Origin of the sequence: Rhizobium sp. N731, assembly GCF_001664145.1 — a bacterium.
Classification (GTDB): Bacteria; Pseudomonadota; Alphaproteobacteria; order Rhizobiales; family Rhizobiaceae; genus Rhizobium; species Rhizobium esperanzae.
In genome coordinates this window covers 665,853-683,824 of the sequence record NZ_CP013601.1, presented here as the reverse complement: position 1 = coordinate 683,824, position 17,972 = coordinate 665,853, and the positions used below count along the sequence as shown (strand labels likewise).

Genomic DNA, 17,972 nt, shown 5'->3' with positions numbered 1-17,972 from the left:
CCTCGCCATCAAAAAAATTCGATACTGGTTTCGGCGGGCTTCTGCGGAGCGGCGGGACGCTGCTGCTCGAGAGCGACGGTTCTCTGCGTTTCGGCGCCGGTCAACGGGTATTGCCGGGCCCGACCGGAGACCGGCCAATATTCGAGCTTGCGCCCGTGCTCTCCGCCTGTGGAGGAGCCGACCACCGGAATGCCTTCATCCCTCAGGAACTGCATGGCGAAGGTCGCATTCTGCTCACCGACATTGGAGAAAGTCGAGATCGTCTTTGCGCCGCCGAAGATCTTTGCCTCCAGCCGGTCGCGCCGGGCGCCCTGCTTCAGGAGACCGTTGATCAGCAGTTCCATCAGATGCACGCCGTAGCGTGTGGCATCGCCGCCTGATGTCGGCGACGTCGCCGAACCGGGCAGCAGAAAGTGGTTCATGCCGCCGACACCGGCGACGGGATCTCTGAGGCATGCAGCCACGCACGAGCCGAGAATGGTCGAGAGGACCGCATTCGGATCGCTCAGAACCTTGTACTCGCCTTGAATGATGTGCACGCGGCGGGCTGCCCCCTCAACGATCATTTCAAAGCTCCAAACACGGCTTCAATGGCCGCTTTCATCTTCTCGATCGTAAACGGCTTGGCGAGCACGTTGTTGGCGCCGAGCTGAGCCGCCTTCTGCACCAGCGCGCGATCGCCCTGGGCGGTGAGGATAATGAAGGCCGCCTTCTTGGTGTTCGGATTGGTGCGCACGGCCTGAAGGAAGCCGATGCCATCCATCTTCGGCATGTTGAAATCGGAGATCACTAGGTGGTGCGGCTGCTCGGTCATGATCTTCATGCCCTGCTCGCCGTCGCCTGCGGATGTGATCTGCTTGAAACCGAGCTGGGTCAGCGCGTCGCTGAGCAGCAACCGGCTCGTTACCTGATCATCGACGATCAGAACTTTGATTTTCTCCGCGATCGACATTATTCGGTCCCTTCCTTTCGGGCGGCTGTCAATTTCAATATTTCTTCACCGATGGCAGTCAGTGGCAGCTGCTGCTCGACGGCGCCAAGTTCGTGAGCAACCCTTGGCATTCCGTAAACGACGCAGGTTTTTTCGTTCTGGCCGAGTGTTCTGGCGCCCGCGTGGCGCATTTTCAACAATCCGGCGGCGCCATCGCGGCCCATTCCGGTCAGAATCACGCCGACGGCGTTGCGGCCTGCGAGTTCCGCGACCGAATCAAAGAGCACGTCCACGGACGGGCGGTGACCGTTGACCGGCGCCCGGTCGACGAGACGGCAGCACGGCGCGGAGCCGCCGCTGACCTGGAGATGACGTTCGCCGCCCGGCGCCAGGTAGATCTTGCCGATCTCGAGACGGGCGCCATCGGTCGCTTCCTGCACCACCGGCGCGCAGAGACGGTTCAGCCGTTCGGCGAAACTCTTGGTGAAGGTCGGCGGCATATGCTGAGTGATGACGGTCGGCGGGCAATTTGCCGGGAATTTCTGCAGCACGGCGATCAGCGCTTCGACGCCGCCGGTCGACGAGCCGATCGCGACGATCTTGCGGCCGACGCGGAAATCGGCGACGGAGGGCGGGGGCGTGACAGCGGCGGCCGGTTGGGAGAACTGACGCTGCGTGCGCGCGGCCGCCTTGACCTTCTCGGCGAGATCGCCGAACGGCCTGGGTTCGCCGGGACCGGGCTTGCCGACGCAATCGAAGGCGCCGATCTCAAGCGCCGCAAGCGTCGCTTCGGCGCCGCGATGCGTCATCGTCGACACCATGATCACCGGCATCGGCCGCAGCGTCATGATCTTTTCAAGGAAATCGAGGCCGTTCATATTCGGCATCTCGATGTCGAGCGTCACGACGTCCGGATTCAGCCGCTTGATCGCCTCGCGCGCTTCCAGTGCATCGCCGGCCTGGCCGATGACGCTGACTTCCGGGTCGGAGCTCAGCACTGCGGTAATCAGACCCCGCATGGTCGGCGAGTCGTCAACAACGAGAACTCTTGCCGGAGCGCTCATGCCTTCCTCCCGAGACCCTTGGTCGTGTAGCGATAGGTCGTGATGCCGATATTGTCGAAGACGTGCTTCGCCTCACCGGAGACGCGCTCGGAATGGCCGATATAGAGATGGCCGCCCTCCGGCAGCAGGCCGGCGAAACGCTGCCAGATCTTCATCTGCGTCGGCTCGTCGAAATAGATGACGACGTTGCGGCAGAAGATGACGTCGAACTTGCCCTTGAACGGCCACTGCGCCATCAGGTTCAGCTCATTGTAGGTGATCAGCCGCTTGACGCGGTCGTCGACCTGGAACTTGCGCCGGCCCTGCACCTCGACTTCGCTGAACCATTGCTTGCGCATGGCGGGCGACACGGTTTCGAGCGCGCTCTCGTCATAGGCACCGGCCCGGGCGATGGCGAGGATTTTCGGGTCGATGTCGGTCGCCAGGATCTTAAAGTCGTAATCGGCGACATTCGGCATCAGCGACAGCACGGTGAGCGCGATCGAATAGGGTTCCTGCCCGTCGGAGGAAGCGGCCGACCAGATGCGCACCCTGCCGCCCGCTCTCGCCCGCTGCAGCAGCTCCGGCAGCACATGATCGCGCAGATGCTCGAAATGATGGTTTTCCCGGAAGAAGCGGGTGAAATTGGTCGTCAGATGCGACAGCATTTCGCGGCGCGGCGCCGCCCCCGCCGGCGACGCGACGAGGTCGCAATATTCCCGGAAGCCGGAAAGGCCGAGATTGCGGATATGTTTCGACAGACGCGAATAGACGAGCGAAGCCTTCGTCTCGTTGAGGAAGATGCCGGCATCCGAGTAGATCATGGCGGCGATTTCCGTGAGGTCGCGGCGGGTCAGCGGATATTCTCCGCTCGCCAGCACCTCGTCGGCTCCCAGCCTCTGATCCTTTGCACCCATTGCACTCATGCGGCTTCGCTTTCGGTCTCGGAAAAGAGGGCTTCAAGTTCGATCAGGCAGATCATGCGCTTGTCGATGGCAAGAATGCCTCGGGCAAATTGGCGCTCGAGGTCGGAGGAGATTTCCGGCGTCGGCTGAATGATCTCGTCAGTCACTGTCAGAATGTCGGAGACGGCATCGACCAGGAGGCCGACGACCTTGCGACGGACCTGGGCGACGATGATGACATGACGAGCTGTGGGATCGGCCGGCTTCATGCCGAGGCGGGCGGCGAGATCGATGATCGGCAGCACCGCGCCGCGCAGGTTGATGACACCAAGCATATAGGCAGGCGAGTGCGGCATCGCGGTCGCCGGGGTCCAGCCCCGGATTTCGCGAACCGACATGATGTTCACGCAAAATTCCTGATCGCCGATGCGGAACGCGATCAGCTCGCGGTTCCCTTCGTTCAGACTTTTCACGGAATACGACATTGCCTTATCCTACCGCTGCCAATGACATTTCCGCTTTGAGCGACTGGCCGCGCGAAGCGCCGACAACCGCGTCGACGTCCAGGATGAGAGCGACGCGCCCGTCGCCGAGGATGGTGGCGGCGGCAATGCCCGGCACGTGGGTGTAGTTGGCTTCCAGGCTCTTGATGACCACCTGGCGCTGTCCCTGGATGGCATCGACCATCAGGGCGCGCTGGCCGCCGCCTTCGGATTCGACCAGAAGCGCCACACCCTCGACCGGATTGGCCTGAGTCGCGCGGAAATTCAGGATGCGGCCGACGTCGACCAGCGGGCAGAAAGAGTTGCGGATCGAGATCAGCCGGTGGTTGGCGCCGAAGGAATGGATCGCGGAGGCTTCCGGCTGCAGGGTTTCGACGATCGCGGTCAGCGGCACGACCAGCGTCTGGCCGGCGACGGTGACCACCATGCCGTCGAGAACGGCGAGCGTCAGCGGCAGGCTCATGGTGAAGACCGAGCCGTGGCCCGGCTTGGAGGTGATGTTGATGCGGCCGCCGAGCGCCTGGATCGAGCGCTTGACGACGTCCATGCCGACGCCGCGGCCCGATATGTCGGAGATCTTGTCTGCCGTCGAGAAGCCCGGAAGGAAGATCAGGTTATCGATTTCCTCATCCGACAGGTTGGCGTCGGCCGGGATGAGATCGTTGTCGATCGCTTTCTGGCGGACCTTCTCGCGGTTGATGCCGGCGCCGTCGTCGGCAAGCTCGATCAGGATGCGGCCCGAACGGTGCTTGGCGGTGAGGCGAACCGTGCCTTCGGTGTTCTTGCCGGCGGCGGCGCGCTTTTCCGGTGTTTCGATGCCGTGGTCGACGGCATTGCGGATCATGTGGGTCAGCGGCTCGGCCAGCTTGTCGATGACGGTCTTGTCGACTTCGGTGTTTTCACCTTCGGTGATCAGGCGGATCGACTTGCCGGTCATGTCGGCGATTTCACGGACGATACGCGACATGCGTTGGAAGACCGGCTTCACCGGTTGCGCGCGGATCGCCATGACCGAGTCCTGGATCTCGCGGGTGAGCTGCTGCAGCTCTTCCAGGCCCATGTTGATCGAGGAGGTGCCGGTCGTATCGTTTTCGATGACGCTCTGCGACAGCATCGCCTGGTTGATGACCAATTCGCCGACGAGATTGATCAGCCGGTCGACGCGGTCGAGATCGACGCGGATCGTCTGGCCGGCGCCGGCAGCATTGTTCTGGGCGGCGGCATTGGCCGCGGCGGCTGCAGCCGATTCCTTCTTCTCGACGCGGGAGGCGGCGGCCGCCATCTGCGTGACGTTGGAAGCAGTTTCGGCGGCGGCAACGGCAGCGGCCGTGTCTTCGGACCGTGCAGCGGAAACGCCTTCCGTTGCGTCGGTCTCGTCCAGGATCGACAGGTCGAAGGGAACCGGCACCATCGGCAGTTCCTCGTTGCTCGAAACGTCGCCACCGGTCTCCTCGACCGGCTTCACCGTCAGTTCGCAATCCCACTCGGCGAATTCGAAGACGGCACGGATGGCATCCTCGCCCTTGTCGGTCTTGAGCGTGACGTTCCAGAAGAAATAGGCAGCCTCCGGATCGAGTTCCTCGAGGCCCGGCAGCTCATCCGTATTGCAATAAATGGTCATTTCACCGAGGCGCGAAAGGTCGCGCAGCAGCAGGGTGGCGTCATTACCTTTCGAATAGAGTTCGTGGCGCGGCTTGAAGGTGATCTCGTAGGCCGGCAGGCCGGTCTCTGCGCCGTCCTCATCACCGAAATCGTCGAAGGAAAAGGGGATTGGCTGGAAGCCGCTGTCGTCGGTCGGCTTGGGGGCCGACGCCGGAGCGGCCGGAGCCGCCTTTGCGGCGGCCTTGGGCGCAGGCGCTTCAGCCGAAGGAGACGGCAGCTCACCATTGGCCAGCGCTTCCAGCTCCTTGACGAGGCCGCGGCTGCGGCTCTCATCGACGCTGCCGCCGTCGCGTGCGGCATTGGTCAGGTCGGCGAGCACGTCGGCCGACTTCAGCATCACCTTCAGGACGTCCTGGTTCGGCTCGAGCTTGTTGGAACGAACGCAATCGAGAGTGGTCTCGAACACATGGGCGAAGGCAACCAGATCATCAAGGCCGAAGGCGCCGGCGCCCCCCTTGATCGAATGCACGGCACGGAACACCGCATTGACGGTTTCCGGATCGCGATCGCCATCGTTCATTTTCAGAAGACCGGATTCCAGCTCGGCGAGCTGTTCCTCGCACTCCTGGAAAAAGATCTCTTTGATTTCGTTCATATCCATAGGAGCAAATCCTGGGTTTAAGCGGTTACACGCTCAATTGCATCGATCAGCTTGGCCGGATCGAAAGGCTTGACGATCCAGCCGGTGGCGCCGGCCTGGCGGGCGCGGTTCTTCTTTTCCGCGTCGCTCTCGGTGGTCAGGACCAGGATCGGGATCGCCCGATATTTTTCGTTGCGGCGGACACCTTCGATGAAGCCGAAACCGTCGAGGCGCGGCATGTTGATGTCGGTTACGATGACGTCAGGATTGGACTCTTCGAGAACCTCGAGACCCTCGACGCCGTCTTCCGCCTGGATCGTCTCGAAGCCGGCATTGTTCAGCGTCACGAGCAGCATGTTTCGGATGGTGCGGGAATCATCCACGGTCAGTACTTTTTTCTTCATTGCCGAATCTCCTTGGCAAGCAGGTGGTCAATATTGACGCCAACCAGCTGCATGGTTTTGTGAAATGCGTCGGACACCTTGGAGAAGGTGAACGGCTGCTTGTCCTGCGCCCAGGTCTTCTCGGCGGACATCAGGACCTGAGCGCAAAGAGCCCCGATCCGCTCAACGCCGGATGCGTCGATCGAAAGACCGCTGCCCCTCAGAGAAATGAGTTTTTCACGCAAGGCGGAAGCCTCGTTGAGGTCGAGCACCGCTGTCAAATTCAGCGTCTTGCCACTCTTCTTTGCCACCATCAGCTTGTCCTTGTCCCCTTGTCCCCGGCTCGAAAAGATGAGCTGCGGCGATCATCCGATAGGTTAGTAAACATTCCGCCCACCTCCGACGCTTGCGAGCGACTGCGGAAGGCCAAAATCGTCATTTTCGTATTCGTCTTCGACCGCAGGACGGGCAACCGCTTCGATCGCGCGGGACGGCGTTGCGCGAACCGAGCCCAGGCGCCCGGAATGCGCATTTTCCCTGGCGATGCGGAATTCGCGAATCGTCTGGCCGAGCTCGAGAATGACGGTATGCAGGTGGTCGGCGCCTTCGGCGGAGCGTTCGGCCAAACCGGCACTGTCCGCCACCTCTGCGCCGAGACCCTTGACGTCGGCCGCCACGCCGTCGAGGCTTGCGGCATGCTCGCCGGTCCTGGTGGCGATGCCTGATATGGCGGCGTTGATGTCGGTGACCTGCCGCACGATGCTGCCGATCGAATCCTGTGTACGTGCGACCATCTGCACGCCGGCGTCGACCTGCGCCTTGGTCGTCGTCACCAGCGTCTTGATCTCGCGGGCGGCGTCGGCCGAGCGCTGGGCAAGCGCACGGACTTCCTGGGCGACGACGGCAAAGCCGCGGCCGGAATCGCCGGCTCGAGCCGCCTCGATGCCGGCATTCAGCGCCAGAAGATTGGTCTGGAAGGCGATCTCGTCGATCGCGCCGATGATCTGGCCGATCTTCTCGGCCGACTGCTCGATATCGGCCATGGCGCTGATCGCGCGGCCGACGACTTCGCCGCTTTGCTCGACCGCAGCGCGGGTCGAGGCGGCCGCCTGTTCGGCGGCGCGGCTGTCGGCGGCGCCGTCGCGCACGCTGCCGGCAATGCCGGCAAGGGCGGCGGCGGAAAGCTGCAGCCGGTCGGCCTGGCCGGACGCCGTGCCGGCGAACTGCCGCGACTGGCCGGCCAGCAAAGTGGTCGCCGTTTCCGCCTCATCTGTGCGTTCTGTCACGGCGGCGAATTCTGCCTGGAGGCCGTCCAAGGCGCCGTTCAGGGCGGCGGCGATCCCGGCATAGGCGCCGTCGGGGTCGACAGGCGCGCGCCGCGTCAGGTCGCGGGCGGCGAGGCCCTCGATGACCTCACCGAAGATCCGGGCGATTTCCGCTTCACTTCCGGCGCGCTGATCGGCGAGCGCACGGCTCTGGGCGGCTCGCAGCGCATTGAAGCGAAGCGAAACGGCGATTTCCACGTCGACCATGACGATGCGGATGATCGCGGTCATCAGATCGGACATTTCGCGGGCGCGGCGCCTGGCCGAGGGCAGCAGGGGCCGACCGGCGATCTCCTCGACGAGGCCGGAAAGGACATGCTCCAGCATGACGCCGTGGCCGGCCACGTGCCAGCGCGGGTCGAGGCCCATTTTGCTTTCGGTGTCGGCGAGAACCTTGACGCGCTCGGCATAGAGGCTGTCGAAGCGCGCATCCGTCAGCACGTCCCAATGCGAGGACTGCAGATCATGCAGACGATCGACCTGTCTGTCGCTCTCGAAATTGCGCGCAGCGTCGGGATAGGACTGGAACCTGTGGAAGAGATCGCGCAGACCGGCTTTCAGACGCGCTTCGAGGGCCGGCCGGTTACGGCGCACCAGTTCGCACTGATCGGCATCGAGACCGGCAAAACGCAGGCGGTCGCGCAAGCTGCCTGCCTGCGCTCCACGAGCCTGATCTGATGGCATGTCCTGCCTCAACGCCTGTCCCCGACCCACTTTCCAGGCGAATGCCCGGCAAAAAACTTTTGCAGCATTCGATGAACGCAAGCGCGGAGCCGGTCTTCACCACCGGCGACGACCGGCAGGTAAAAGCCCTTGATCAGCTATGTTTCGAAGCTGTCTGAAGAGATGGATACCGGATCGACCCGGTACGGCGGTACGGCGTCATGCCTGCTGGGAACGAGCACATCTTCCCATTCCGACGTGTAACCCAATGTTTATGGTTAATTCCTTGCCCGAAGGTTAATACGCCTTTCCAGGAGCAGGCTTTTGGAGCAATTCAAGGCAGTTCGCAGGAAATACTTCCACGGAGTTGCACGGCTGCTACAAGGCACACGCAAGCTCCGTGTTATAGGCCGGTCGACAACCAAGACATGACGTCGACAAGGACAGAGCAATGATTGTTCTCGGATTGGGTTCCTGCTTGATCGCAATGGGCGTGCTTGCCGCCATCGCCCGCCTCGATTTCCTCGCCGCAAACCGCGACATCCGCATGCTTCGGGTGTTCTGAAGCCCCTCTGGCTCCAAGCCGATCCATTCCATTCCCCGTTGGCAGTCCGGCGCCTTTGGTGTAATCGCACTCGCGCCTTTCATGTCAGCGGAACACTCGGTTCATGTCCCCCAGATCTGGTCTCCTCATCGTTTTCGGCTTCACGCTCTGGCGTGTCGTCACGCTGCATTTCGATGCCACAGACCTGTTTGTCGACGAGGCACAGTACTGGTTCTGGTCGCAGAATCTCGATCTCGGATACTATTCGAAACCGCCGATGATCGCCTGGGTGATCCGGGCGATGACGGAGCTTTCCGGCTCCAACGCCATCTATTTCATCAGGCTGCTCGGACCGCTGATCCACATGGCGGCGGCACTGGTGCTGATGAAGGTGGCAAAGCGTTTCGTCGGGCCTGAGATCGAAGGCTGGACGGGCGCCACCTACATTACGCTTCCCGGCGTAGCACTTTCTTCGGTGTTCTTCTCGACCGACGTGATCCTGCTGTTCTTCATCGCGATCACCTTGCTCGCCTATTTCGGCCTGACGCAGCGGCGCTCGGTCGGGCTGGCGCTCGTCATGGGCCTCGGCGTCGGCCTCGCCTTCCTGACGAAATATGCCGTGCTGTTCGTCGTACCGGGCGGCGCAATCGCCCTCCTGCTCATTCCGTCGGCGCGCATCGCGGTTCGGGACTTCATCATCGCTGTCGCGGTCGCGGCTGTCGTCGCCTTGCCGAACCTCTGGTGGAACCTGCAACACGACAATACGACGGTGCGCCATACGCAGGATATCGCCCATTGGAGCGACCTCGGCATCAATCTGCGCCGCGGGCTCGAATTCTTCTCCGCCCAATTCGGCGTCGTCGGACCAATCATTTTCTTCGCAATGATCTGGGCAGTCTATCGTATGATCAAGGGCCGGAGCGACGACCGCGAAAAGATGCTGATCTGGCTGTCGATGCCGGTGGTGGTGCTGATCACGCTGCAGGCGACGGTCGCGAAAGCCTATGCCAACTGGGCCGTAACCGCCTATGTCGCCGGGACCATTCTTGCCGTCTGGCTGCTTTACCGGATGTGGCCGAAGGGGCTGAGGCTGTCGCTCACCATCAACGGCATCGCAAGCCTGCTCTTTCCGCTGGCGACGATCTTTCCGCAGCAATTGCTGCTGCCGAACGGCGACGAATTGATGAAGCGCTATCTCGGCCGCGCCGAGGTCAGCCGCGAGGCGGGAGCCCTTGCAGCTCAGGCCGGCACCGATATCATCGTCACCAATAACCGCGACATGGTCGCCGATCTCTTCTATACGCTGCGCGACGCAGCCTACCGGATCTACGCCCGAGCTCCCGCGGGACTTCCGGAGAGCTATTACGAGCAGGAGTTCGCGCTGCCCGCCGACGTCACAGGCAAGGTGCTTTTCCTGACGGACGCCCCCCTCACCTGTGCCACGGAAACGCCGGAGGTCCTGAAGAGCTGGCAGCCGACCGCGGGCTATTACAAGGGCAAGGCGCTTTACATCTACAAAGTCTCCGCCGGCTGCCTGGCGCCCTGAGCCGGCTTCGGCCTGTTCAATTGGGCAGGCAGAGGCCGGTGCCTGCCCCTTCGATCTCGACGAACCTGACACCACCCCTTTCGAAAGCGAGACGCAGCTGCGCCTCCGTCGCGCGGTGGATGTCGTGGTGGCGCCCCTCGTAATCGCGGATGGTGCTGCGCGAGACGGCGGCTCTTTCAGCCAGATCGGCCTGGGTCCAATCCAGCAGGCCGCGCGCCGCGCGGCAGAGAGCCGGGGTGAGAATTGTTTCCCTTGCGCCTTGACCCATGATTTCATGTTGCCCATATTGGTCGAGATAGACCATATATGTCACATTGCAAACGGGATTTCCAGATCGGGAGACAGCAATGCCGCACGATACGCCCTTGATTTCGACAATCGTCGGCGGCCTCGTGCTGGCTTTCATCTTCGGCGCGCTTGCTCATCGGCTGCGCATGCCGCCGCTCGTCGGCTATCTCATCGCCGGCGTGCTGGTGGGGCCGCACACGCCGGGTTACGTGGCGGATCAAAGCCTTGCGCCGGAGCTTGCCGAAATCGGCGTCATCCTGCTGATGTTCGGCGTCGGGCTGCATTTCTCTCTCAAAGACCTGCTGTCGGTACGCGGCATCGCCCTGCCCGGCGCGGTCGCGCAGATCGGCTTTGCGACTTTGCTCGGCTGGGGCCTCGGCGCCTCGATGGGCTGGCCGACCGGCGGCGGCCTGGTCTTCGGCCTCGCGCTTTCGGTCGCTTCTACTGTCGTGCTGCTGAAGGCGCTGCAGGAGCGCCGGCTGGTGGAGACGGAGCGCGGCAGGATCGCCGTCGGCTGGCTGATCGTCGAAGACCTCGCCATGGTGCTGGCGCTGGTGCTGATCCCGGCGGCAGCCAGCATCGGCGGCGGGCATGGCCCGGTCGAGCCGCTGTCGGCGGGTCTGAACAGCCTGCTCGGCCTCGATCTCGGCATCGGCGGTATGATCGCCATGACGCTGGTCAAGGTGGCGCTGTTCGTGGCGCTGATGCTGGTCTTCGGCCGCAAGCTCATTCCCTGGATGATGCACCGCATCGCCCACGCCGGCTCGCGCGAGCTCTTCCGGCTCGGCGTGCTCGCCATCGCGCTTGGCGTTGCCTTCGGCGCGGCGAAGCTGTTCGGCGTGTCCTTGGCGCTCGGCGCCTTCTTTGCCGGCATGGTGCTGGCCGAAAGCGAACTCAGCCACCGCGCCGCCCAGGAAAGCCTGCCACTGCGGGACGCCTTTGCCGTGCTCTTCTTCGTCTCCGTCGGCATGCTGTTCGATCCGAACATCCTGCTCGACAGGCCGCTGCCGATCCTCGCCACCGTCTTCATCATCGTCATCGGCAAGTCCGTCGCCGCCTTTCTGATCGTGCTCGCCTTCAGGAAGCAGGCCGGCACGGCGCTGACGATTTCAGCAAGCCTCGGTCAGATCGGCGAATTCTCCTTCATCCTCGCCGCTCTCGGCGTCGAACTCGGGCTGTTGCCGGAGGAGGGCCGCGACCTGATCCTTGCCGGCGCCATCATCTCGATCATCCTCAATCCGCTGCTGTTCTTCCTCTGCGACCGCATGCGGCCTGTTCTCGAAGGTGCAAGGCGCGAGGAAGCTGTAGCCGACCCCGCTTCCGCCGCGGATGCGGGTGCCGCTCAGGAGCAGGTGCCGCCTGAGGACGACGCCGTGCGTCCGACCACGCTTGCCGGCCACGCCATCCTCATCGGTTACGGCCGGGTCGGCCGGATCGTCGGGCAGAATCTCAAATCGTCAGGCACGCCCTTCCTCGTCATCGAGGATTCCGACAAGCGCATCGGCGAATTGAAAGCGCAAGGGATCGAAGCCTTCATGGGCAATGCGGTGGCGCAGGAGACGCTCGATCTCGCCAATCTTTCGGCTGCGCGCAGCCTTGTCATCGCCATCCCGAACGCCTTCGAGGCCTGCCGCATCGCCGAGCAGGCGCGCAGCGTCAATCCCTCGATCCTCATCGTTGCCCGCGCCCATTCCGACGCCGAGGTCGACGAGCTGAAGCAATACGGCGCCGACACCGTCATCATGGGCGAACGCGAAATCGCACTTGGCATGGTTGACCGGCTGGCTCAAGTGCATCATGAGAGTGTTTCCTATGAAGACAGGCAGGAGCCTGCTACAATCATCCCGACGGGCACTGCTCCGCCGGAACGAGAATGAGAGATTGGCGCGCTTTTGAGCCGATACGGGAGTGACATCGCCGGGACGGAGGAGATGGAGCTGGATCAGCACCGTCTACAGAGCCGTATCGCCGCCTCCCTTCTCATCGCCATTCTTGCCTATATCGGCCTGCTTTTCGGCGGCAATCTCATCATTGCGCCGGCAACCGCCGTCAACACGCTTTCCTCTTCCGGCCGCGATCCGCAGCCGCCGCAACTGAGCGCGCGCGATGCTGTGCGCGGGGTGCTTGCCGCCGAGCGCAAGCTTGCGCCGAAACAGACCGCCTACGACGCTGGACCGCCGGCCCTTGCCGCCACCCCTGCCGTCGATTTTACCGGCTGGAACGTGACCGCTCCTCTTGCGGCATTCGAACCTCCGCTTCATCCGGCAGTTTCCAGGACCCATCAGCCGCGCGCACCGCCGATCGCCGCCTGAGGCTGGCGCCGCGCGGCGCTTCCGACCATTGACGACATGCCGCCAGCGCTCGCGCGCCGGCCCTCGATTATCTAAGGAATACAACATGCGTACTTCACCATGGCTGGTGTTCACCTATACGGTGATCATCGTGATCGGCCTATTCATCGCCCTGCCGAACGTCCTGCCGCAGTCCGTCCTTCAGCGCATTCCGGCATGGCTGCCGCATGATCAGGTGTCGCTCGGCCTCGACCTTCGCGGCGGCTCGCACCTCGTTCTGGAAGTCGACGAGGCTGATCTGACCAAGGAGCGGCTGCAATCGCTGCTCCAGGACGCGCGCCGTGTTCTGCGTGAAAAGGGCATCCAGCCGAAGGCCGTCGTGCGCAGCCAGAACCAGATCGTCGTGACGCTCGCCGATGCCGGGCAGAGCGATGCCGCTGTCACCGAACTTAGGACGCTCGCCAATCCGATCAGTACAGGCCTCAGCGCTGGGAAGGCCGATCTCGATGTCACCGCGAACGGCGCGACCATCACCGTCGGCTTCTCGCCGGCCGGCATCTCCGCCAATGTCGACAACGCCGTCCAGCAGAGCCTTGAAGTCATCCGCCAGCGCGTCGACCAGGTCGGCGTCTCCGAGCCGACGATCCAGCGTATCGGCGGCAACCGCGTGCTCGTCCAGCTTCCGGGCGCGCAGGATCCGTCTCGCCTGCGCGAACTTCTGGGCTCCACGGCCAAGATGTCGTTCCACATGCTGGCGCCTAACAACCAGCCCGGCCCCGGCGTCACCATGATGCAGGATGACGAAGGCCGATCCTATCCGGTGCTCGACCGCGTCGAAATCTCGGGCGACCGCCTTTCGGATGCCCGCGTGAGCTTCGATCCCAACACGCGCGAACCCATCGTCAGCTTCCGCTTCGACAGCGCCGGCGCAACCCGCTTTGCCGAGATCACCCGCCAGAATGTCGGCAATCCCTTCGCCATCGTCCTCGACGACAAGGTGCTGAGCGCCCCCGTCATCCGCGAGCCGATCACCGGCGGTTCGGGCCAGATCTCCGGCAACTTCTCGGCCGACAGCGCCACGACGCTTGCCGCCATGCTGCGCGCCGGCGCCCTGCCCGCCAAGCTGACCGTCATCGAGGAGCGCACCGTCGGCGCCGACCTCGGCGCCGATGCGATCAAGATGGGCATCTATTCCGGCATCGTCGGCTTCGTCCTCGTCGCGGCCTTCATCTTCGTGCTCTACGGCACCTGGGGCATTCTGGCCAACGTGGCCCTGCTGATCCACACGATCCTGACCTTCTCGGCCCTGACGCTGGTCGGCGCGACGCTGACGCTGCCGGGTATCGCCGGCGTCGTTCTCGGCATCGGCCTCGCGGTCGACGCGAACGTCCTCATCAACGAGCGTATTCGTGAAGAGACCCGCAAGGGCAAGGGCGCCTTTGCCGCCATCGATACGGGCTTCAATCGTGCCTATTCGACCATTATCGACGGCAACATGACGGCTCTGATCGCTGCAGCCATCCTGTTCTGGTTTGGTTCCGGGCCGGTTCGCGGCTTTGCCGTGACCATGGCCCTCGGCCTGATCATCTCGATGTTCACCTCGGTCGCCTTCGTTCGCGTCGCGATGATCGAGATTACCCGCCGCCGCAGGTTCAAGGTGCTGAACATCCGGCCGTTGATCCCCTTCAGCCCTTATGACAAGCACATCCAGTTCATGAAGGCGCGCTTCTTCGGCGTCACCGTTTCGGCGCTGCTTTCGATCGCCTCCGTCGTGCTCTTCATCCATCCCGGCCTCAACTACGGCGTCGATTTCCGCGGCGGCATCCAGATGTCGGTCAAGACGAAAGAAGCGGCCGATCTTGCGAAGTTCCGCGAGGGTCTCGATAGTCTCGGCCTCGGCGAAATCACGCTGCAGACCTTCGGCGACAACAACAGCATTCTCGTTCGGGCGCAGCGTCAGGAAGGCGGCGAAGAGGCGCAGACGGCTGCGGTGACCAAGCTAAAGGCAGAAGTCGCCAAGATCGATCCGAGCGCCACTGTCGAAGGCACCGACGTCATCGGTCCGAAGGTCAGCGGCGAGCTTGCCTCGGCCGGCATCCTGTCGGTCGTAATCGCCAGCTTGGCTATGCTCATCTATATCTGGGTGCGGTTCGAATGGCCGTTTGCCGTCGGCGCCATCGTCACGCTGGTGCTCGACGTCACCAAGGCGATCGGCTTCTTCGCCATCACCGGGCTCGACTTCAACCTCACGGCCATCGCCGCCATCCTGACGCTCGTCGGCTATTCGGTGAACGACAAGGTCGTCGTCTACGACCGCATGCGCGAAAACATGCGGCTCTACAAGTCGATGCCGCTGCGCGAGATCATCGACAAGTCGATCAACGAGACCCTGGCGCGAAGCCTTTACACAAATGCGACGGCCTTCCTCGCCCTGGTGCCGATGGCGATCTGGGGCGGCAGCGCCGTTTCGAGCTTTGCGATCCCGATGGTCTTCGGCATTCTGGTGGCCGGCGCGTCGTCGATCTTCATCGCCGCACCGATCCTGCTGTTCCTCGGCGACTGGCGCCGCCGCCATGCCAAGGCGGCACTGGCAACCGATGCGGCAGCCGAAATCATCCCGCCGGAAGAGGGCCGCTCGCGCAAGTCGGCGAGCTGAAAACGGGTTGTTAACGCATCCTTGAAGAGGGCGCCGGTTGCAGAGCCGGCGCCCTCTTTTTATTGTTGCCTATTGCCAGGATAAAATTATGCAGCAATTCAAGATATTACAGCGTCCGTCGCGTGGCTGAAAGAGAGCGCGACGCCGCAGCAGAGATCGGGGAAACCGCCAGATGTCACCCAACCCGACGAAACCGCTTGAGAGCAATATTGCCGGCGATAACGAGGAGCGCATCAAGCGCTTTCTCGCAACCGCCTCGCACGACCTGCAATCGCCGCTGCGCCATATCGCCATGTATGCCGAGCTGCTGCTCGACGACCTCGAGGAGACACTCGACGGCGAACAGCTTCAGAGCCTCAGGATGATCCTGGAAAAGGCGCAAGCCGCGCAACGCCTCACCAAGGCACTGATGAGCCTTGCCGGTGGAGCGCCGCAGGTAATGCCCGAAGAGGTCGAACTGAAGGCCCTGGCCGAAAGAATCTGGAGCGACCTCATCGAGGAGACGGGCGCGCGCGACGCGACGCTCGCCAGTCGGAGCCTCCCCTCCATCCGCACCGATCCCGCGCTGTTCGGCCTGGTGCTGAGGCAGATCATTTCCAACGCCCTCACCTATCGCAGCGCATCGCCGCTGCATGTGGCGATCGCGGCTGAGCAAGAGGGGGCGAACTGGTTCATCCGGATCTCCGATAACGGGACCGGCATCGATCCCGCCTATCGAGAGCGGATCTTCGAGCCGTTCTGGAAATTGCCGAAGGCGGGGGCAACCCCTGGCGCCGGTCTCGGCCTGACGACGGCGCAGGAACTTCTGAAGGCGCTTGGCGGCGATATCAGTCTCGAGCATTCGGACGAAACCGGCAGCCGCTTCACCATCCGCCTGCCCGCGGGCTAAGCAACGTATTGCAATCGCTCAGCTTCGTTTGCCGTCTTTGAAGCGCATCGCGATCTCAGATCCAGTGGACGTGCTTCAAATCCTTGTTTGCGCATGCCGCTATCGCGAACCGCGCCCTCTTTTGCGCTGCTCAAATGCTGTAATCGTCCTTCCAGAAATCCGGCACATCGTAGGTCACATATTCGCGGATGATGTGCTGCAGCGTCTGGACGTCGATCTCGTCCTTGCCGATGCGGAAGTCGACACCGTAATCCGGGAACTGCTGGAAATAGCCGCCCGATATGTCGGTCGAGACGACGCCGATCGGGCCGGTATAGCCGATACCGCGCAACTCCGGCACCGTCTCGCGGAAATCGGCATTGGGCAGAAGGCGATTGTCGAGCAGGATGAGATCGAAGCGCGCTGCGCGGATTTTTTCCAATGCGTCTCCGATCGACGGTGAATATTCGACTTCGACCGCCGGCTCGGAAAGATCGGCGATCTTCTTTTTGAGCGCGCGGAATTCGATGAACTCGTCGTCGACGAAGAGAACCTTGACGGCATTCTGTCGGACCGTTTTGGTGATCATTTCATTTTCCTCAGTCCCGAAGCCAATTTTCACGAAACCAAACCATTCCTCAGGGCGATTGCCACCATGTGGACGCGGTTCACGGCGTCGAGCTTACGCGCGGCCGCGGTGATGTGCGAATTGACCGTATGTTCGGATAGACCGAGAATGATGGCGATTTCGGCCGAGGTCTTGCCTTCGCTGGTCCATTTGACGATTTCCGATTCGCGCTGGGTCAACCGCCCGGACATCTCAGGCGTCAGGATTTCCTCGTAGAGCTTGTCGAAAATGCGCATGGCATCCAGAAGCATGTCGGCGATCTCGCCCTGATCCGGCTCTTCACGCTCACCGCTCAGCACGAGGCAATATCGCCGCCCTTCGGGTGTGAACAGCGGAATGAAGAGGAAGACGCCGCTGCGGAACTCGTTGAAAAGCCGATCGGAGGGATAGGTGTCCGGCTGCGTGCTCCTGCAATGGACTGGCGTCGCCAAAAACTGGGCGCTCTTTGCCCGAACGGTCCCGAGCGCCTCCCTCAACGTCGCAATGAAAAGGCCGATCCGTCGCTCGGCGACATTGGTGATGACGATATCGCGCTCGCCGAAAGGAGTAGAAGCCTCGGAAATGCGGGCAAGCGCGAAATTATCGAAGTGGTAATGCTGCGCCGCCGCTTTCAGCAGACGGAAAAAATCAGTGCGGTTGATCGCCCGGCTCAGCTCCGGTCCGGCATGAAAAGGAGTTGCCGCGGCATTGTTCATTCCCACTCTTCCTCTCCTCCCGCCATGCCCCCGATCCCCAAATCTTGGGATATACGTCTTAAACGCGAACAGCTACAAAAATTGCGAGACAGTTGATGAGAGATATCGAAACGGGGACTTTCGGTATACAAGGCGGATATCATCAAATGCCTCAACTACAGGTGATGCACGGGCAGATATACTGAGGGGCAGTAGTTCTTACCTGGGTATCGTAAATCTTCGCGCATTCAACATCCATGAATGCGAGAAGGCAGTGCCAGACGTAAGCGCGAGAGAGCCGATAGGCCCATTCAGCTAAGGGGTTGGCTGGAAGTTCGTGGCGGCGAACACGGGTCAATCGGTTCTCTCAGCGCTTATTTTTCGTTCCGTTCTTTTCGCTTCGGTTGCATCTTGAAATGCACACTCGGCCTTGTCAATTGCGGTTTGTCACTTCGCCCGGACGAACGCCAGGAAACGCACCA

At 62.4% G+C, this 17,972-nt stretch carries 17 protein-coding genes; 5 read left to right on the top strand and 12 right to left on the bottom strand.

The window, feature by feature from the left end:
• Positions 1-8 precede the first annotated feature (8 nt).
• The 9 genes from cheD to AMK02_RS03340 all read right to left on the bottom strand — a co-directional run bounded on the left by cheD (position 9) and on the right by AMK02_RS03340 (position 8,016).
• A complete protein-coding gene (gene cheD / locus AMK02_RS03380) occupies positions 9-566 on the bottom strand; it encodes a chemoreceptor glutamine deamidase CheD (protein ID WP_064800664.1) in 558 nt (185 codons plus the stop codon).
• Positions 563-952 (bottom strand): response regulator, encoded by a 390-nt coding sequence (locus AMK02_RS03375; RefSeq protein ID WP_004672258.1) that lies wholly within the window; start codon positions 950-952, stop codon positions 563-565. Before AMK02_RS03375 ends, cheD begins: the two co-directional genes overlap by 4 nt.
• A complete protein-coding gene (gene cheB, locus AMK02_RS03370; RefSeq protein ID WP_064800663.1) occupies positions 952-1,995 on the bottom strand; it encodes a protein-glutamate O-methylesterase CheB in 1,044 nt (347 codons plus the stop codon). Before cheB ends, AMK02_RS03375 begins: the two co-directional genes overlap by 1 nt.
• Positions 1,992-2,900, bottom strand: a complete 909-nt coding sequence (gene cheR / locus AMK02_RS03365; protein ID WP_064800662.1) for a protein-glutamate O-methyltransferase CheR — start codon at positions 2,898-2,900, stop codon at positions 1,992-1,994. The genes cheB and cheR overlap by 4 nt, the downstream gene beginning before the upstream one ends.
• Positions 2,897-3,364, bottom strand: coding sequence for a chemotaxis protein CheW (locus tag AMK02_RS03360; RefSeq protein ID WP_064800661.1), 468 nt, complete (start codon positions 3,362-3,364; stop codon positions 2,897-2,899). The genes cheR and AMK02_RS03360 overlap by 4 nt, the downstream gene beginning before the upstream one ends.
• 4 nt (positions 3,365-3,368) lie before the next feature.
• The gene (locus AMK02_RS03355) at positions 3,369-5,645 is read right to left on the bottom strand and encodes a chemotaxis protein CheA (protein ID WP_064800660.1); all 2,277 of its coding nucleotides are present in this window, start codon (positions 5,643-5,645) and stop codon (positions 3,369-3,371) included.
• A 17-nt stretch (positions 5,646-5,662) separates the two neighbouring features.
• Positions 5,663-6,028 (bottom strand): chemotaxis response regulator CheY1, encoded by a 366-nt coding sequence (gene cheY1, locus AMK02_RS03350; RefSeq protein WP_003570362.1) that lies wholly within the window; start codon positions 6,026-6,028, stop codon positions 5,663-5,665.
• Positions 6,025-6,321: an STAS domain-containing protein gene (locus AMK02_RS03345; protein ID WP_064800659.1), complete on the bottom strand. Its 297-nt coding sequence runs from the start codon at positions 6,319-6,321 to the stop codon at positions 6,025-6,027. Before AMK02_RS03345 ends, cheY1 begins: the two co-directional genes overlap by 4 nt.
• Before the next feature lie 63 nt (positions 6,322-6,384).
• Positions 6,385-8,016 carry a globin-coupled sensor protein gene (locus AMK02_RS03340; RefSeq protein ID WP_064800658.1) on the bottom strand — a complete coding sequence of 544 codons (1,632 nt, stop codon included), beginning with the start codon at positions 8,014-8,016 and terminating at the stop codon, positions 6,385-6,387.
• A gap of 647 nt (positions 8,017-8,663) precedes the next feature.
• Here AMK02_RS03340 and AMK02_RS03335 point away from each other — a divergent pair.
• Positions 8,664-10,085, top strand: coding sequence for an ArnT family glycosyltransferase (locus tag AMK02_RS03335; protein ID WP_064800657.1), 1,422 nt, complete (start codon positions 8,664-8,666; stop codon positions 10,083-10,085).
• A 16-nt stretch (positions 10,086-10,101) separates the two neighbouring features.
• Here the strand turns inward: AMK02_RS03335 and AMK02_RS03330 are convergent, their stop codons facing one another.
• Positions 10,102-10,398 (bottom strand): helix-turn-helix transcriptional regulator, encoded by a 297-nt coding sequence (locus tag AMK02_RS03330; RefSeq protein ID WP_082929640.1) that lies wholly within the window; start codon positions 10,396-10,398, stop codon positions 10,102-10,104.
• Positions 10,399-10,432: 34 nt separating this feature from the next.
• Here AMK02_RS03330 and ybaL point away from each other — a divergent pair, with 34 nt between their 5' ends.
• The 4 genes from ybaL (at position 10,433) to AMK02_RS03310 (ending at position 16,209) form a co-directional block, all read left to right on the top strand.
• Entirely contained in the window at positions 10,433-12,250 is a 1,818-nt protein-coding gene (gene ybaL / locus AMK02_RS03325) for a YbaL family putative K(+) efflux transporter (RefSeq protein WP_064800656.1), read from the top strand.
• 54 nt (positions 12,251-12,304) lie between these two features.
• Complete coding sequence (locus AMK02_RS03320; RefSeq protein WP_064800655.1) at positions 12,305-12,685, top strand: hypothetical protein; 381 nt, start codon at positions 12,305-12,307, stop codon at positions 12,683-12,685.
• An 85-nt stretch (positions 12,686-12,770) separates the two neighbouring features.
• Positions 12,771-15,320 (top strand): protein translocase subunit SecD, encoded by a 2,550-nt coding sequence (gene secD, locus AMK02_RS03315; RefSeq protein WP_064800654.1) that lies wholly within the window; start codon positions 12,771-12,773, stop codon positions 15,318-15,320.
• 172 nt (positions 15,321-15,492) lie between these two features.
• Entirely contained in the window at positions 15,493-16,209 is a 717-nt protein-coding gene (locus AMK02_RS03310; RefSeq protein WP_064800653.1) for a sensor histidine kinase, read from the top strand.
• Between the two features lie 130 nt (positions 16,210-16,339).
• On the opposite strand, the gene AMK02_RS03305 is transcribed toward AMK02_RS03310, so the two are convergent.
• The gene (locus tag AMK02_RS03305) at positions 16,340-16,777 is read right to left on the bottom strand and encodes a response regulator (protein WP_064800652.1); all 438 of its coding nucleotides are present in this window, start codon (positions 16,775-16,777) and stop codon (positions 16,340-16,342) included.
• Positions 16,778-16,806: 29 nt separating this feature from the next.
• On the bottom strand, positions 16,807-17,511 hold the full coding sequence (locus tag AMK02_RS03300) for a helix-turn-helix transcriptional regulator (protein ID WP_064800651.1): 705 nt from the start codon (positions 17,509-17,511) through the stop codon (positions 16,807-16,809).
• Positions 17,512-17,972: the final 461 nt, after the last annotated feature.

Bases quoted from the DNA above. Each gene is read 5' to 3' on its own strand.
- cheD (WP_064800664.1), bottom strand. From the start codon at position 566: ATGATCGTTGAGGGGGCAGCCCGCCGCGTGCACATCATTCAAGGCGAG.
- AMK02_RS03375 (WP_004672258.1), bottom strand. From the start codon at position 952: ATGTCGATCGCGGAGAAAATCAAAGTTCTGATCGTCGATGATCAGGTA.
- cheB (WP_064800663.1), bottom strand. From the start codon at position 1,995: ATGAGCGCTCCGGCAAGAGTTCTCGTTGTTGACGACTCGCCGACCATG.
- cheR (WP_064800662.1), bottom strand. From the start codon at position 2,900: ATGAGTGCAATGGGTGCAAAGGATCAGAGGCTGGGAGCCGACGAGGTG.
- AMK02_RS03360 (WP_064800661.1), bottom strand. From the start codon at position 3,364: ATGTCGTATTCCGTGAAAAGTCTGAACGAAGGGAACCGCGAGCTGATC.
- AMK02_RS03355 (WP_064800660.1), bottom strand. From the start codon at position 5,645: ATGGATATGAACGAAATCAAAGAGATCTTTTTCCAGGAGTGCGAGGAA.
- cheY1 (WP_003570362.1), bottom strand. From the start codon at position 6,028: ATGAAGAAAAAAGTACTGACCGTGGATGATTCCCGCACCATCCGAAAC.
- AMK02_RS03345 (WP_064800659.1), bottom strand. From the start codon at position 6,321: ATGGTGGCAAAGAAGAGTGGCAAGACGCTGAATTTGACAGCGGTGCTC.
- AMK02_RS03340 (WP_064800658.1), bottom strand. From the start codon at position 8,016: ATGCCATCAGATCAGGCTCGTGGAGCGCAGGCAGGCAGCTTGCGCGAC.
- AMK02_RS03335 (WP_064800657.1), top strand. From the start codon at position 8,664: ATGTCCCCCAGATCTGGTCTCCTCATCGTTTTCGGCTTCACGCTCTGG.
- ybaL (WP_064800656.1), top strand. From the start codon at position 10,433: ATGCCGCACGATACGCCCTTGATTTCGACAATCGTCGGCGGCCTCGTG.
- AMK02_RS03320 (WP_064800655.1), top strand. From the start codon at position 12,305: ATGGAGCTGGATCAGCACCGTCTACAGAGCCGTATCGCCGCCTCCCTT.
- secD (WP_064800654.1), top strand. From the start codon at position 12,771: ATGCGTACTTCACCATGGCTGGTGTTCACCTATACGGTGATCATCGTG.
- AMK02_RS03310 (WP_064800653.1), top strand. From the start codon at position 15,493: ATGTCACCCAACCCGACGAAACCGCTTGAGAGCAATATTGCCGGCGAT.
- AMK02_RS03305 (WP_064800652.1), bottom strand. From the start codon at position 16,777: ATGATCACCAAAACGGTCCGACAGAATGCCGTCAAGGTTCTCTTCGTC.
- AMK02_RS03300 (WP_064800651.1), bottom strand. From the start codon at position 17,511: ATGAACAATGCCGCGGCAACTCCTTTTCATGCCGGACCGGAGCTGAGC.